Below are 14,354 nucleotides of genomic sequence, written 5' to 3' on the forward strand. Positions count from 1 at the left end.
GCTGGGCTCAGATCAGGCTGGCGCGGCGGTAGAACCGCAGGGCGGCCTTGGTCAGCAGACCGCAGGAGTCCAGGAAGTCCATCAGCCCGGCGCAGCTCGAGCGCAGCATCGACCTGTGGTGCTCGTTGGCCTTGGCCTCGCGGATCGCCCGCTCGCTGTCCAGGCCCGCGTACTGGTACACCTCGCGGTTGATCATGCTGGTGACGATGAAGTACGAGGTGATCGCGACGGCGATGGCGTTGGCCTCGCGGCGGGCCCGGCCCGCGCCCATGAGGCGCTGCTTGGTCTCCTCCCGGGCGAACTTCATGTGCCGGGACTCCTCGACCACGTGGATGTTGTTGATCGTCCGCACGAACGGCACCACGCGCTCGTCGCGCATGCTGTCGCGCTGCATGACGTCGAGGACCTCCTCGGCGACCAGGATCGCCGCGTAGGCGGCCTCACCGGTCGCGATGGCCTTGAACGCCCGGCCCAGCTCCACGACGTGGCGCTGCGGGCGGTACGCGGGGGCGCGCAGCTTCTCGGCGCCGCGGGCGAACATGATCGAGTGCCTGCACTCGTCGGCGATCTCGGTCAGCGCCCACTGGAACGCCGGGTCGGTCGGGTCCTTGGCGTAGAAGTCCCGCAGGACCATCTGCTGCAGGATCATCTCGAACCAGATACCGGTGCTGGCGACCGACGCGGCCTCCTGCCGGGTCAGCTCCTTGCGCTGGTCCTCGGTCATCTCGGCCCAGTAGTCGGTCCCGTAGAGCGTGCTCCACTCCGGGCTCATGCCGTGGTAGGAGGTGTCGAGCGGGGTCTCCCAGTCGACTTCCAGCGCGGGGTCGTAGGACAGCATCGCGGCCGACTCGAGCAACCGCTGCGTCGTCGCCTTGCGGGGGGTGTCGACCTCAGTCATCTCAACCTCTCGGAGGCTCGCTGCATGTTACTTGGATTTACTATTACCGAAGGTAACACCACTTTGGTGTGAGCGCCAGCACTGAGTTCGAGCGTCCCTGGGGTTCGCTGGGAGGACGTCCGGGCAGGCCGTCGGGTTGCTCGCGCAGAACCCTGTCGATCTCGACCTCGCCGCGCCCGACCTGGTCGCGGTGGGCAACCCGGCGCGGAAGGGTCGGTGAGGCTCAAAGTATTTATTTTGATGACCAATTTTCTATTTACTATCTCGATATTTGAGTGACCTGTGGAGATCGGAACACGGGCGGGGGCGATCCTGTCTCGGTGACCCAGACCGCGCCGCGTTGACAGCGGGCGCTGGGTGGATTAGCCAGGTCCCATGGCAAAGATGATCGAGTTCGCAGCCGAGGAACGCGTGGAGTTCGCCGACTTCCTCGCGGGCCTCGACCCGGCGCACTGGGACGCCCCGTCCCTGTGCGCCGGGTGGTCGGTGCGAGACGTGGTCGCCCACGTCACCAGTTTCGACGGCATGCGCCCGCTGGAGCTGGTGGGCCGCCTGGCGCGCAACGGGTTCAGCCTCTCCCGCACCAACCAGGCCCGGATGGACGAGATCGCGGCCGAGCCCCCGGCCCTCGTCGACCGGGTGCGCGCCCGCCCCGCGGGCGTCATGAAGGCGTTGGGCGGCACCGTCGCCCTGGTCGACGGCCTCATCCACCACCAGGACATCCGCCGCGCCCTGGACATGCCCCGCGAGATCCCGCGCGACCGCCTCCGGACCGCGCTCAAGGCCGGCCTGAAAGCGCCCCCGATCGGCGCGGGCCCCCGAGCCAAGGGCCTCCGGATCGTCGCCGAGGACCTGGACTGGACCCGCGGCGAGGGCCCAGAGGTCCGCGGCCCCGGCGAGGCACTCCTGATGGCCTTCGCCGGACGGCCGCACGCGCTCCCGGACCTCGCGGGTCCCGGGGTTGCCCTCTTGCGCGGACGGATGCCCCGGGATACTCCCTAGTGGACCGACCAGCCGCCGTCGCAGGGGAGCAGGACCCCGGTGGTGTTGGAGGACTCGTCGCTGAGCAGGTGGGTGATCGTGGCGGCGACCTGCTCCGGGGTCGCGATCGGGGGGAGGGTGGCCAGGAAGGGGCTGATGCGGGCCAGGCCCGCCTCGGACGGGGAGCCGCCGCCCGCGGTCATGCCGGTGGCGACGCCGCCGGGGGCCACGGCGTTGACGCGGATGCCGTGGGGGGCGTACATGAACGCCGTGCTGCGGGTCAGGCCGACGACGGCGTGCTTGGCGGCGGTGTAGGCCACACCCGCCGCCGAGCCGCGCAGGGCGGCCTCGGAGGCGATGTTGACCACCGAGCCGCGGCCCGCGGCGATCATCGGCGGCAGCAGGGCGCGGGTCAGGCGCATCATGCCATCGACGTTGACCGCGAAGACCCGCCGCCACACCTCGTCGGTGACCTCGTGCAGCGGGGAGAAGTCGTCGATGATCCCGGCGACGTTGGCCAGGCCGTCCACCCGGGACCCGGCGGCCTCGGCGACGCGCGCGATGTCGTCGGGGTCGGTGATGTCGGCCCGCAGCGGCTCCACGCCGGGCAGGTCGACCGCGGCGATGTCCACCCCGACCACGCGGGCGCCCTCCGCGGCGAGGGCGGTCGCGGTGGCCGCGCCGATGCCGGAGGCGGCGCCGGTCACCACGACCGTGTGGCCGGTGAAGCGCTCAGACATCGACCGCCTGCTTCTTGGCCAGGGCCTCGCCCTCGATGTCCACGTTCGGGATGGCCTTGTCCAGCCAGCGCGGCAGCCACCAGGCGGCCCTGCCGAGCAGGGTCATCACGGCCGGGACGATGATCATGCGAACCACGATCGCGTCGAAGAACACCGCGATGGCCAGGCCGAAGCCGATGGCCTTGACGAAAACCTCCGGGGAGAACACGAAGCCCGCGAACACGCTGATCATGATCAGTGCCGCGGCGGTGACCACCCGGGCGCCGTGGGTGAAGCCGGTGGTGATCGCCTCGGTGGGCTCGGCGCCGTGCACGTGCTCCTCGCGCATGCGGGTCACCAGGAACACCTGGTAGTCCATCGCCAGGCCGAACACGATGCCGACCAGGAAGATGGGCAGGAAGCTGATGACCGGCCCCGGTTGGTCCACCCCGAACAGGTCGGCCAGCCAGCCCCACTGGAACACCGCCACGACCGCGCCGAGCGTGGCCGCGATGCTCAGCAGGAAGCCCGCGGCGGCCTTGAGCGGCACCAGCAGCGAGCGGAACACCAGGATCAGCAGCAGGAACGCCAGGCCGACGACCACGGCCAGGTAGGGCACCAGCGCGTCGTCCAACTGCTGGGAGATGTCGATGTTCACCGCGGTCAGGCCGGTGACGGAGACCCCCGCGCCGGGCACCGCGCCGTCGAGGTCGCGGATGGCGCGGACCAGGTCCTCGGTGGCGGTGTCGTTCGGCGCGCTGGCCGGGATGACGGTCAGCAGGGCGGTGTCGCCCGCCGGGTTGGTCGCCGACGGGATCGCGGCCAGCACCCCGGGCAGGCCCTGGACGCGCTGCGCGACCTGGCCGGCGGCCTGCTGGGCGGCGCCCGCGGCGGTGTCGACGACGACGGTGAGCTGGCCGTTGACGCCGGGGCCGAAGCCCTCGGCGATGAGGTCGTAGGCCTTGCGCTGGGTGGACTCCGGGCTCGCCGCGCCGTCGCTGGGCATGCTCAGCCGCAGGTCGAAGGCGGGCACGGCGATGACGCCGAGCGCGATCAGCGCCGCCAGCAGCACCGGGACCGGCCTGCGGGCGATGAAGCCGACCCAGCGGGCGCCCATCGCGGGCTTGGTCGCGTCGGCGCCCTCCGGGTCGCGGCCGCGCTTGCCCTTGACCTTCTCGCCCGCGAACCCGAGCAGGGCGGGCAGCAGGGTCAGCGCCAGCAGCACCGACACCGCGACGGTGCCCGCGGCGGCCAGGCCCATCTGGGTCAGGAAGGGGATGCCGATGACCGACAGGCCCGCCAGCGCGATCACGACGGTGAGCCCGGCGAAGACCACCGCGGACCCGGCGGTGCCGACGGCGTGCCCGGCGGCGTCCTCGGGGTCGCGGCCCGCCACCAGTTCGTGCCGGTACCGGGAGACGATGAACAGCGCGTAGTCGATCGCGACCGCCAGGCCCAGCATCAGCGCCAGGACCGGGGTGTAGGAGGACAGGTCGGCGAACCCGCCGACGATGAACACGCCGCTGACGCCCAGGCCGATGCCCACGAGCGCGGTCAGCAGCGGCAGCCCGGCGGCCACCAGCGAGCCGAAGGTGATCACCAGCACCAGCGCGGCGACGATGATGCCGACCACCTCGGCCGGTCCGGTCGTCACCTGGGCCAGCAGCGCGTCGCCGCTGGCCTCCACGGTCAGCCCGGCGTCGCGGGCGGTGTCCATGGCCCGGTTCAGCTCCGCGCGGGACTCGTCGGTCACCAGCGCCCCGGAGACCGTGAAGCCCACCTGCGAGTAGGCCATGGTCGCGTCCGGGTTGAGCGCCTGGGTCTGGAACGGGTCCGTCGCCAGCGCGATCTGCTCCTGCCCGGCCAGTTCCCGCACCGCGGCGCCGATGGCCTCGCGGTACTCGTCCTCGGCCACTGAGCGGCCCTCCGGCGCGGCGAACACCACGCGCGCGGTCGCCCCGCCCGCGCCCGCCTCCGGGAACCGCTCGCCGAGCAGGTCGATGGCCTGCTGGGCCGGGGTGCCCGGGATCTCGAAGGTGCCCGAGGCGGGCTTGGCCAGGGTCAGCGCGCCGATGACGGTCGCGCCGAGCAGGACCAGCCACACCACAGCGGTCGCCCACCGCTTGCGGAACGAGGCCCGGCCGAGCCGGTAGAGGAAGGTGGCCAACGGGGGTTCTCCTGTTCGGGGCGTGCTCGACCCGCCCCGGGGGGACGGTGGGGACGGTTCAGGGGGTGGGCGGTCCCACCGGCAGCCCGGCGCGCAGGTGCTCGAGGCACTGGCGCAGCAGGTCGGGCAGGGGCTCGTCGGTGTCGTGGGTGGCCCAGTAGGTGACCGCGGAGGCGAGCGCGGCGAGCACGGCGCCCGCGACGACGTGCGGCACGAGCCGCCGCTCGCCGGTGCGCTCGGCGACGACCTCGGCCAGCAGGCCGCTGGTGCGCTGCAGGGCCAGCAGGTTGTGCGCGAGCAGGGTCGGGCTCTCGGTGATCACCCGGATCATCAGGGCGATGTCGTCGCGGCTGCCGATGATCTCCAGGGCCGCCTCGGGCAGCACGCGCACCAGCGAGTCCCACAGCGGCTCGGCCGGGGGCCGCTCCCGGACCCGGTCGGCGAGCGCGTGGTGGCGGCGCGACCAGCCGTCGATGATGGCCTCCTCGCGGCTGGCGAAGTAGTTGCGGAACGTGCGCGAGGACACCCCGACCCGTTCGGCCACCGACTCCGGCGACACCGCCGCCAGTCCGTCCTCGACCATGATCGACCACGCCGCGTGGCTCAGCGCGGCGCGCGTTGCCGCCTTCTTGCGGTCGCGCAGGCCGGGTTCGTCGGACACCCCACCCACCATGGCTGGAACTTTCCGGAATTGCAAATTTTCCGAAAGTGAAACGTATCTCAGCGTGCTGGCCGTCAGGTCCGCTCGGCGTCGCCGCGGTCGCGCTGCAGGGCCATGCGGGCGAAGATCTGCTGCTCGGTGGCGACGCGCTCGGAGCGGGCCTGGCCGAGGAACGTGACCGCCCAGTGCAGCAGGGTGGTGACCCGGTTCTTGAAGCCGATCAGGTAGACGATGTGCACGGCCAGCCACATCAGCCAGGCGACGAAACCCGCCAGCCGCACGCGGGTGCCGACGCTGGCCACGGCGTGGAAGCGCGAGACCGTGGCCATGCTGCCCTTGTCGCGGTAGTGGAAGGGCGGCAGGTCGGGCTTGCCCGCCAGGCGGTCGACGATGGTGCGGGCGGCGTACTTGCCCTGCTGCATGGCGACCTGGGCGACACCGGGCAGGTTGTCCAGCGCCATCATGTCGCCGATGGCGAAGACCTCCGGGTGCCCGGGCAGCGTGGTGTCGGGTCGGACCTTGACCCGGCCCGCGCGGTCGAGCCCGGCGCCGGTCTGCTCGGCCAGCAGCCGCGCCAGCGGCGACGCGGCCACGCCCGCGGCCCACACCTTGGTGCGGGTGGTGATGCGCTGGGGGGCGCCGTCGGCGTCGGTGACCTCGACGCCGGTGGAGTCGACGTTGACCACCTTGACGTTGAGCCGCACGTCGACGCCGAGGCGCTCGAGCTGCTGCTTGGCCTTGGTCGAGAGGCGGTCGCCGAACTGGCCCAGGACCGCGGGGGCGGCGTCGAGCAGGATGACCTTGGCCGTGGTGGGGTCCACGCGCCGGAAGTCGCGGTCGAGGGTGTTGCTGGCCAACTCGGCGATCTGGCCCGCCATCTCCACCCCCGTGGGCCCGGCGCCCACGACGACGAAGGTGAGCCACTGCTCGCGCTCGACCGGGTCCTCGATCAGCTCGGCGATCTCGAACGCGCCGAAGATCCGCCCGCGCAGCTCCAGCGCGTCGTCGATGCTCTTCATGCCGGGCGCGAACTCGGCGAAGTGGTCGTTGCCGAAGTAGGACTGCCCCGCCCCGGCCGCGACGATCAGGCTGTCGTAGGGCGTCGTGGTCTCGCCGATGGGGCTGCGCGACACGACCTCCTTGCGCCGCACGTCGATCCCCGTCACGTGGCCCAGCAGCACCGTGGCGTTGTCCTGCCGCCGCAGGACCTCGCGTGTGGCGGGCGCGATCTCGCCCTCGGACAGCACGCCGGTCGCGACCTGGTAGAGCAGCGGTTGGAACAGGTGGTGCCCGGTGCTGGCCACCACGGTGACGTCCACCGGCGCGCGTTTGAGCGTGCGGGCGGCGAACAGCCCGCCGAACCCGCTGCCGATGATGACGACCCGGTGCCTGCCGCCCTCGACGCCCCCGTCTGCCACCTGGTTCTCCTCCACGCGGTCGGTCACCTCATCCCATCCTGACACCGGGCCCTGGCCCCGGGACCGGGGCGGGCGGGCGGTGTTCGCTGCTCGCTGAGAAGTACTGGTCGACCGCCGTGTCCTGCCTGATTCGCGACCCGGCCTCCACCACGGCTGTCCCGAACAGGTCGGCCACCTCGCAGGCGTCGAACCGGCGCCGCCAGCGGTGCGCGCGGCCCAGGCAGCGGTTGCCGGTCAGGGTGGCGGTCGTCGAGCGCCCGTCCACCAGCTCGACCGTCCCGAGGTCGCCGTCGACGAGCGCCGCCATGGCGGCCGCCACCGCCGACGGGTGCAGGGGCGCGGACGCGGTGAGCCGGGCCCGGCAGCGCCGGAGCTGGTCGGGGGTCCAGGCGCCGCGGTGGACGTTGGCGCCGTAGAGGTCGGCGACGTGCGGGGCCGTGCCCGCGGGCAGGCGCACCCGCAGGTCCCGGAAGGTCTGGTTGAGCAGGGAGTGCGTGGTGCGGATGGGGTCCGCGCCCTCGGCGAGGTCGACCAGGACGTCCGGGAGGTCGGCGGGCAGCGGGGCGCCGCGGGTGTGCGGCTCGGGGACCAGCGCGGCGAGCCGGATCGCCTGGGCGTCCAGGGAGTCCGAGGCCGCCGCCCGCCCGGCCCAGTCGGGCCCGTCGTGCCAGGCGACGGCGGCGCGCTCGCGGACCAGCACCGCGCCGCGGTTCCAGGCCCGGTAGGCCAGGTCCCAGTCCTCGCCGCCGTAGCCGACGAAGCGCTCGTCGAAGCCGCCCAGCTCGTGGAACAGGCTGGTGCGGCAGGCGAGCACGGCGCTGATGACGAAGCGGAAGCTGCGCCCGTCGGCGTTCAGGAGGTCCTCGGATCGCGCGTACTCCCGCTCCAGCCACTCCGGCGGCGGCAGCCTGCGGGCGGTCCGGGGATCGGCGTCGAGGGGGACGCCGGTGAAGTCGCCGTGCTCGCGCCTGCCGACGGCCAGGGCGTCGGGGCAGCGGGCGACCGTGCGCGTGATCGCCGCGAGGAAGCCGGGCTCGGGGGCGGTGTCGGCGTCGAGGAAGACCAGGACCTCGCCGATGGCGTGCGCCGCGCCGAGGTTGCGGGCCGCCGCCGCGCGGAAGCCCCGGTCCGGCTGTGCCACAACGCGCACGGGGACGCCACCGGCGGAGGGGGTGGGTGGGCGGGGTGACCCGTCGTCGGCGACGATGATCTCCGCGGGGAGCGAGGTCTGCGCGGCCAGCGCCCGGCACGTGCGGTCGAGCTGCGCGTGTTGTTCGAAGTGGACGATCACGACGGAGACCGACGGGGTGGGCAGCGGGTAGCGGTCCACCAGGTCCCAGCGGTTGTGCGGGACGAAGACGTCGGTCAGCACGAAGCCTCCAGCACCGAGGCGTAGAGGTCGCGGTGCATCCCGCCCACGTCGAACCACCGCGCGGGCCCCGCCGCCCGGGTCACGGCCTCGTCGCGCAATGCCCGGTCCACCAGGTCGTCCAGGTCCTGGTCCGTCTCGTACAGGTGGACCGCGGAAGGGGCCATCGCGGCCAGCTCCCGCGAGTAGGCGCCCGCGGCCACCAGCGGACGACGGCCGACCGACAACCAGCTCATCACCGAACCGCTCGCGCTGACCCGTCGAGCAGGCGCCACCGGCACCGCCACCGCGGACAGCCCCGCCGCCATGCCCGGGTCGTCCAGCGTCCCGGTCACTGTGAACCGGACACCGAGCTCCTCGGCCACCGCGGCCAACCCCGCGGCGAGCCCCGCGTGCCCCGCGCTGGCCGCCCCCAACGCCACGACCTCCGGGCGCCACGGGTGCCGGGCCGCCGCCCGGATGACCTCCTCGTGCCCCTTTCCCGGGTAGACGAACCCCGCCACCCCCAGCGCGGTCCGCCGCCGTTGCCCGGCGTGCGCCGCGCGGTGAGGCAGCGGCAGCGGGATGACATCGGGCTTCTCGCCCGTCAGCGCCAGCACCTTCTCCGCCTCGTGCCCCGCCGACACCACCACGCGCGCGCCGGAGTCCAGCACCCGCCGGTAGGCCGCGCCACGGCGGGCGTCCCGCCCGGGGTCGGGGTCGTCCCCGGGCAGGTCGTGCACGGTGACGACCACTGGCCCGGCGACACCCGCGGCCCACCCCTCGAACGCCGACGCCGCCGTCGCGGCGGCACCGTCGTAGAGGCTGTCCGAGAACTGGACGTGCACGAGGTCCGCGCCGGACTCGACCACCCGCACCCCCCGTTCCAGGAGCAGTGTCGACAGGCACCGCGCGTGCCGTGCGACGCCGTGGCCCTCGGGCCCCGGGCAGTGCATCCGCACCCTCATCCCCGCCACCGGGCCAGGACGTCCCGGTAGACCCGCTCGTGCGCGGCGGCGATCCCCGCGCGCTGCCGGGAGCGGTCGTCGGCCGAGGCCTGCCACCCGGGGCGCAGCTCCCACGCCGACCGGAGCTGGGCGGTGAGCGAGTCCGGCTCCGCCGCGGCGGCCTCCCAGCGGTACACCAGGCACGGGGCCTGCTCGGCGTAGCAGCCGCACGACGGCACCAGCGCCGCCGTCCCCAGGTCGTGGCACGCCTCCAACCAGCCCGAGTGCGTGCCGAAGCGGTACGGGAGCACCGACAGGTCGAGCGAGGCCAGGTACGCCCACAGCTCCTCGTCGCCGAACCGGGGGTGGACGCGCAGGTCGACACCCAGCCGCTCCACCCGCCGCGCGACGGCCCGACCGCGCTCGTCGTCGTGGGCGTCGACGCGGACGGTCACCCCCGGCAGCGCGCTCGCGGCCTCGGCGAGCCGTTGCGCCACGGTGACCGGGTCGCTGTTGGCCCGCTGGCTCTTGGCGTGCACGCCCACCACGAACCCCGGTCGCACGGGTCGTCCACCGCCCAGCCACCGCTCGTCGACGACGTGCGGGTGGGGGATGACCGACGCCGTCCTGCCCCAGCGGGAGCGCACCCGCGCAGCGGCGCCGCGGGTCAGCGTGATCAGCGCGTCCGCCGCCGGGATCAGCGCGTCGAGCGCCGCCGTGTGCCGCTCCGGCGTCTCGTGGTGCGGGTTGCGCAGGTCGTGCACGGTCAGCACCAGCGGCTTGCGGGCGGACCGCAGCGCGTCCGCCACGGCCAGGAGCTCGGCCGGTGTGCGGTCGTCGAAGCCGAAGTGCAGGTGCAGGAGGTCGAAGTCGGCGGCGTGCGCCCGCACCCAGTCCGGCCGCAGCATCACCGGGGGCCACCACTGCCCGGCGGGCGCGCCGGGAACCGCCGGGTCGTCCAGCCGCTGGACCGCGCCACCACCACCCGCAGGCGCGAGGTGGCGGACGTAGGGGTGGTCCGCGGGCACAGAGGCGACGCGCAGCGGCGGGGCACTGGTCAGCACTACCGGCGAATCCCCAGGACCGGCCCCGCCGAAACCTCCGCCAGCGGCGGCAGCGCCCAAGGTGGACGATGTGCTCGTGGACGGAGGACGGCGGGCGCACTACGGCGACTTCTACACCGCCGACCGGTCCGACGAGCCGGTGGCGGTGGTGATCGGCAACTGCCAGGCCGAGTCGCTGCGCGTGCTGCTGTCCACGTCGGAGACCTTCCCGGTCCGCGCGGTGCGCGTCCCCCCGGTGCACGAGCTGACCGGGGACGACCTGCCGTTCCTGCGGTCGCTGCTGTCGAACGCGGTCATGCTCGCCACCCAGCCCGTCCGGGACGACTACCGCGGCCTGCCGCTGGGCACGCGCCAGCTCACCGGGCTGCTGCCCCCGTCCGCCCAGGTCGTGCGGTGGCCGGTCGTCCGCTACCACGGCCTGCACCCGTTCAACGCCATCGTCCGCCACCCCCTCGACCGCTCGCTCGACCCGCCGGTCGTGCCCTACCACGACCTGCGCACCCTGACCGCGGCCGCGGGCCTGGACTGGCGGCCCGACCTGAGCCCCCAGCGGCTGCGCGCGGTCGCCGCCGACGCCGTGGCGGACCTGGCGCGGCGCGAGGGGGCCGCGGGCGTCGACGTGCGCGCGTCCGACCTGCTGCTGCCCGCGGGCGCGCGGGCGGCCCACACGCTCAACCACCCCGGCAACGACGTCCTGCTCGGGCTGGCCCGCCGCGTCCAGAGCGCGTTCGGTCACACCCCGGACGCCCGCGACCCGGGGCGCACGCTGCTCGACAGCGTGCACGCCCCGCTCATCCCGGAGGTCGTGCGCGCCCTCGACCTCGACGCCGCCCCCCGGCCGCATTGGGTTGTGGCCAACCGCGAAGTCGACGACGAGCAGGTCCGCGCCGCCCAACTGGCCTGGTACGCCGAGCACCCCGCCTGGGTCGCCGCCGGGCTCGACCGGCTCGCCCGCCGGCTGGCCCTGCTCGCCACCCCCGACTGAAGATCGAATTGTGCGACCGGCCCCCGGGGGTGATGCTCGACCCGGTCACGTCAAGCAGCGGCCGTGCCCACCCCGTCGTCGCAGGCGTGCCTGCACCTGGCGCTGGGCCGCTCACTCCCGCCTTCCCTGGAGGACGGTGTCCTTGACAAGTCCCGAGGTGTCGCCCAGCGGCCCCGCGCTGCGGGTCGCGCTGGTCGCCTCCGCCCGCTTCCCGATCCGGGAACCCTTCGCGGGCGGCCTGGAGGCCCACACCTGGCAGCTCGCCACCGGCTTGGCCGCCCGGGGCCACGAGGTGCACGTCTACGCGGGCGCGGGCTCCGACCCGATCCTCGACGTGCGCGGGCTCAGACCGCTGCCCGCGCTGTCCGCGGCCGCCCGCCAGGACGTCAGCATGCCCGCGGAGTACTTCCTCGCCGAGCACCACGCCTACCTCGGGCTCATGCTCGGCCTCGCGCTCGACACCGGCTACGACGTGGTGCACAACAACTCCCTGCACTACCTGCCCATCGCGATGGCCGACGCGGTCCCCGCGCCGGTGCTCACCACGCTGCACACCCCGCCCACGCCCTGGCTGGAGTCCGCGCTCGACATCAGCCGCGACCGGGGCCTCACCTTCGCCGCCGTCAGCCGCCACACCGCCCGGATGTGGGCGCACTGCGTGCCCGACGCGCACGTCGTCCCCAACGGCGTCGACCTGGAGCTGTGGCGGCCGGGGCCCGGCGGCGGCCCGCCGCTGTGGTTCGGCCGGGTGGCCCCGGAGAAGGGCCCGGTGCCCGCGATCCTGGCCGCCCGGGCGGCGGGCACGGGCCTGCTGCTGGCCGGACCGTGCCCCGACCGGGACTTCTTCCGCGCCGAGGTCGAGCCGCTGCTCGGGGCCGGGGTCGACTACGTCGGGCACCTGGACCACCTGGCCCTGGCCCGCCTCGTCGGCGAGTCGTCGGTCGCGGTGATCACCCCGTGCTGGGACGAGCCCTACGGGCTGGTCGTCGCCGAGGCGCTGGCCTGCGGCACCCCGGTGGCGGCCTTCGCCCGCGGCGCCCTGCCCGAACTGGTCGACGCCGACTCCGGCCTGCTCGTCGAGCCCGGCGACATCGACGCCCTGGCGGACGCGATCAAGACCGTCGCCACCCTCGACCGCGCCGCCGTGCGCCGCCGCGCCGAGGAGCTGTGCTCGGTCGAGCGGATGGTCGAGGGCTACGAGCACCTCTACCGGGCGGTCGTGGGGTGATCGCCTACTACGCCCACCACCACGGCAGCGGGCACCGCCACCGCGCCACCGCGATCGCCAGGCGGCTGTCCTCGCCGGTCATCGGCCTGTCCAGCGCCGCGCGCCCCGCCGACTGGCCGGGGGAGTGGGTGCGGCTGCCCGACGACGCGGCGGGCGTGGACCCCGTGCGCGACGACGCCACCGCCGCCGGGCTGCTGCACTGGGCGCCGATCGGGCACCCGGGCCACCTCGCCCGCGCGCACGCCATCAGCGCCGTCCTGGCCACCCGCGGCGTCCGGCTGCTGGTCGCCGACGTCTCGGCCGAGGTCGCCGTCCTGGCCCGCCTGCACGGCGTCCCGGTCGTGGTCATGGCCCAGCCGGGGGCGCGCACGGACCCGGCGCACCTGCTCGCCTACGGCCTGGCCCGGCGGCTGCTCGCGCCGTGGCCCGCGCGGCCGCAGCCGGACTGGCCGCCGGAGTGGCTGGCCAAGACGACCCACCTGGGCGCGGTGTCCCGCTTCGACCCCGCGCCCGGCGGCGCCGTCCGCGAGCGGCGCGTCCTCGTGCTCTGGGGCTCCGGCGGCCTCGACGTGTCGGCCGACCAGCTCCGGGCGGCGGCCTCGGCCACGCCGGGGTGGTCGTGGGAGGTGGCCGGGCCCCGCGCCCCCTCGGCCGGGGCGGACCCGTCGAACCTGCGGTGGCTCGGGTGGGTCGCCGACCCGTGGGAGGCGCTGCGGTCGGCCGGGGTGGTGGTCACCCACGCGGGGCAGAACGCCGTCGCCGAGGTCGCCGCCGCCCGGCGGCCCGCCGTCGTCGTCCCGCAGGAGCGGCCGTTCGGCGAGCAGCACGCCACCGCCGGGGCGCTGGACCGGGCGGGCCTCGCCGTCGTCAGCCCGTCGTGGCCCGACCCCGCGGCCTGGCCCGCCGCGCTCGACCGGGCCGCCCGCCTGGGCGGGGAGGCGTGGTCGTCGTGGTCGGACGGCCACGGGGCCGACCGGGCGGCGGCCGAACTGGAGGCGCTGGCCAGCCGATGACGACGCGCACCGCGGTGATCACCATCGTCCACGGCCGGGAGCGGCACCTGCGCAACCAGCGCGCCTGCCTGGCCGCCGACCCGCCGGACCTGCACGTCGTGGTCGTCATGGGCGACGGCCCGGCGCCGGAGGGGCCATCGCCCTGCCGCACCGTCGTCGCCCGCCTCCCCGCCCGCGCCGACCTGCTGCCGCTGGCCGCGGCCCGCAACCTCGGCGCCACCACAGCCCTCGACGCGGGCGCGGGCACCCTGGTCTTCCTCGACGTCGACTGCCTCCCCGCGCCCGGCCTGGTCACCCGCTACCGCGCCGCCGCCCGCACCCCCGCCATCCTGTGCGGCCCGGTCACCTACCTGCCCCCGCCGCCCGGGACCGGCTACCCCCTGGACGACCTGCCCGCGTGGATCGACCCCCACCCCGGCCGCCCCGCCCCGCCCGACGGGCAGGCGGTCGAGGACGACCGGTGGCACCTGTTCTGGTCGCTGTCGTTCGCCCTCACCGCGCGGACCTGGACCCGCGTCGGCGGCTTCTGCGAGCGGTACCGGGGCTACGGCGCCGAGGACACCGACTTCGCCCTGTCCGCGGACCGGGCGGGAGCCCGCCTGCTGTGGCTGGGCGGCGCGCACGCCCTGCACCAGCACCACCCCCCGACCCGCCACCAGCCGGGCGTCGAGGCCCAGATCGTGGACAACGCCCGGGTCTTCCACGCCCGCTGGGGCTGGTGGCCCATGCCCACCTGGCTCGACGACCTGCGCGACCGCGGTCTCGTCGACTTCGACCCGGCGAGCGACACCCTGCGTCTCAGATCCTCTTAGGACTGATCGGGTGACGTCTGGGCGTGCGGGTCGTCGCCCTGGGTGACAGCCACGACGCCGTGCGGTCGGCCGGTGCCCGGCGGGCGGGCACGGACTAGGGTGGCCCGGCGGGA

At 74.7% G+C, this 14,354-nt stretch carries 13 protein-coding genes; 5 read left to right on the forward strand and 8 right to left on the reverse strand.

Annotation, left to right across the window (positions count from 1 at the left end; all coding sequences use genetic code 11):
* Window positions 1-7 precede the first annotated feature (7 nt).
* Window positions 8-898, reverse strand: coding sequence for an AurF N-oxygenase family protein (locus GCL84_RS20245; protein WP_156757096.1), 891 nt, complete (start codon window positions 896-898; stop codon window positions 8-10).
* 384 nt (window positions 899-1,282) lie between these two features.
* Between GCL84_RS20245 and GCL84_RS20250 the strand changes: the two genes are divergently transcribed.
* Complete coding sequence (locus tag GCL84_RS20250; protein ID WP_235926496.1) at window positions 1,283-1,900, forward strand: maleylpyruvate isomerase family mycothiol-dependent enzyme; 618 nt, start codon at window positions 1,283-1,285, stop codon at window positions 1,898-1,900.
* Here GCL84_RS20250 and GCL84_RS20255 read toward each other — a convergent pair.
* The 7 genes from GCL84_RS20255 to GCL84_RS20280 form a co-directional block, all read right to left on the reverse strand.
* Window positions 1,897-2,619 (reverse strand): SDR family NAD(P)-dependent oxidoreductase, encoded by a 723-nt coding sequence (locus tag GCL84_RS20255; RefSeq protein WP_156757098.1) that lies wholly within the window; start codon window positions 2,617-2,619, stop codon window positions 1,897-1,899. The two genes, GCL84_RS20250 and GCL84_RS20255, sit on opposite strands and share 4 nt — an antisense overlap.
* Complete coding sequence (locus tag GCL84_RS20260) at window positions 2,612-4,765, reverse strand: MMPL family transporter (RefSeq protein WP_156757099.1); 2,154 nt, start codon at window positions 4,763-4,765, stop codon at window positions 2,612-2,614. The genes GCL84_RS20255 and GCL84_RS20260 overlap by 8 nt, the downstream gene beginning before the upstream one ends.
* A 58-nt stretch (window positions 4,766-4,823) precedes the next feature.
* Entirely contained in the window at window positions 4,824-5,426 is a 603-nt protein-coding gene (locus GCL84_RS20265) for a TetR/AcrR family transcriptional regulator (RefSeq protein WP_197523386.1), read from the reverse strand.
* 74 nt (window positions 5,427-5,500) lie between these two features.
* A complete protein-coding gene (locus tag GCL84_RS20270) occupies window positions 5,501-6,871 on the reverse strand; it encodes an NAD(P)/FAD-dependent oxidoreductase (protein ID WP_156757101.1) in 1,371 nt (456 codons plus the stop codon).
* A 1-nt stretch (window position 6,872) separates the two neighbouring features.
* The gene (locus GCL84_RS20275; RefSeq protein ID WP_197523387.1) at window positions 6,873-8,216 is read right to left on the reverse strand and encodes a glycosyltransferase family 2 protein; all 1,344 of its coding nucleotides are present in this window, start codon (window positions 8,214-8,216) and stop codon (window positions 6,873-6,875) included.
* Window positions 8,210-9,160 (reverse strand): glycosyltransferase family protein, encoded by a 951-nt coding sequence (locus tag GCL84_RS29420; protein WP_197523388.1) that lies wholly within the window; start codon window positions 9,158-9,160, stop codon window positions 8,210-8,212. Before GCL84_RS29420 ends, GCL84_RS20275 begins: the two co-directional genes overlap by 7 nt.
* Entirely contained in the window at window positions 9,157-10,203 is a 1,047-nt protein-coding gene (locus GCL84_RS20280) for a glycosyltransferase family protein (RefSeq protein WP_235926498.1), read from the reverse strand. The genes GCL84_RS29420 and GCL84_RS20280 overlap by 4 nt, the downstream gene beginning before the upstream one ends.
* A 70-nt stretch (window positions 10,204-10,273) precedes the next feature.
* Between GCL84_RS20280 and GCL84_RS20285 the strand changes: the two genes are divergently transcribed.
* The 4 genes from GCL84_RS20285 to GCL84_RS20300 all read left to right on the forward strand — a co-directional run bounded on the left by GCL84_RS20285 (window position 10,274) and on the right by GCL84_RS20300 (window position 14,241).
* The gene (locus GCL84_RS20285; protein WP_197523389.1) at window positions 10,274-11,188 is read left to right on the forward strand and encodes a WcbI family polysaccharide biosynthesis putative acetyltransferase; all 915 of its coding nucleotides are present in this window, start codon (window positions 10,274-10,276) and stop codon (window positions 11,186-11,188) included.
* Between the two features lie 142 nt (window positions 11,189-11,330).
* Window positions 11,331-12,416, forward strand: a complete 1,086-nt coding sequence (locus GCL84_RS20290; RefSeq protein WP_235926500.1) for a glycosyltransferase family 4 protein — start codon at window positions 11,331-11,333, stop codon at window positions 12,414-12,416.
* The gene (locus tag GCL84_RS20295; protein ID WP_156757104.1) at window positions 12,413-13,429 is read left to right on the forward strand and encodes a glycosyltransferase; all 1,017 of its coding nucleotides are present in this window, start codon (window positions 12,413-12,415) and stop codon (window positions 13,427-13,429) included. The genes GCL84_RS20290 and GCL84_RS20295 overlap by 4 nt, the downstream gene beginning before the upstream one ends.
* Window positions 13,426-14,241 (forward strand): glycosyltransferase family 2 protein, encoded by an 816-nt coding sequence (locus GCL84_RS20300; protein WP_156757105.1) that lies wholly within the window; start codon window positions 13,426-13,428, stop codon window positions 14,239-14,241. The genes GCL84_RS20295 and GCL84_RS20300 overlap by 4 nt, the downstream gene beginning before the upstream one ends.
* Window positions 14,242-14,354: the final 113 nt, after the last annotated feature.

Source organism: Actinokineospora pegani (assembly GCF_009745975.1).
Taxonomy (GTDB): Bacteria; Actinomycetota; Actinomycetes; order Mycobacteriales; family Pseudonocardiaceae; genus Actinokineospora; species Actinokineospora pegani.

Excerpts from the sequence above, each read along its gene's own strand:
- GCL84_RS20255 (WP_156757098.1), bottom strand. The coding sequence starts at position 2,619 with ATGTCTGAGCGCTTCACCGGCCACACGGTCGTGGTGACCGGCGCCGCC.
- GCL84_RS20245 (WP_156757096.1), bottom strand. The coding sequence starts at position 898 with ATGACTGAGGTCGACACCCCCCGCAAGGCGACGACGCAGCGGTTGCTC.
- GCL84_RS20250 (WP_235926496.1), top strand. The coding sequence starts at position 1,283 with ATGATCGAGTTCGCAGCCGAGGAACGCGTGGAGTTCGCCGACTTCCTC.
- GCL84_RS20300 (WP_156757105.1), top strand. The coding sequence starts at position 13,426 with ATGACGACGCGCACCGCGGTGATCACCATCGTCCACGGCCGGGAGCGG.
- GCL84_RS29420 (WP_197523388.1), bottom strand. The coding sequence starts at position 9,160 with ATGAGGGTGCGGATGCACTGCCCGGGGCCCGAGGGCCACGGCGTCGCA.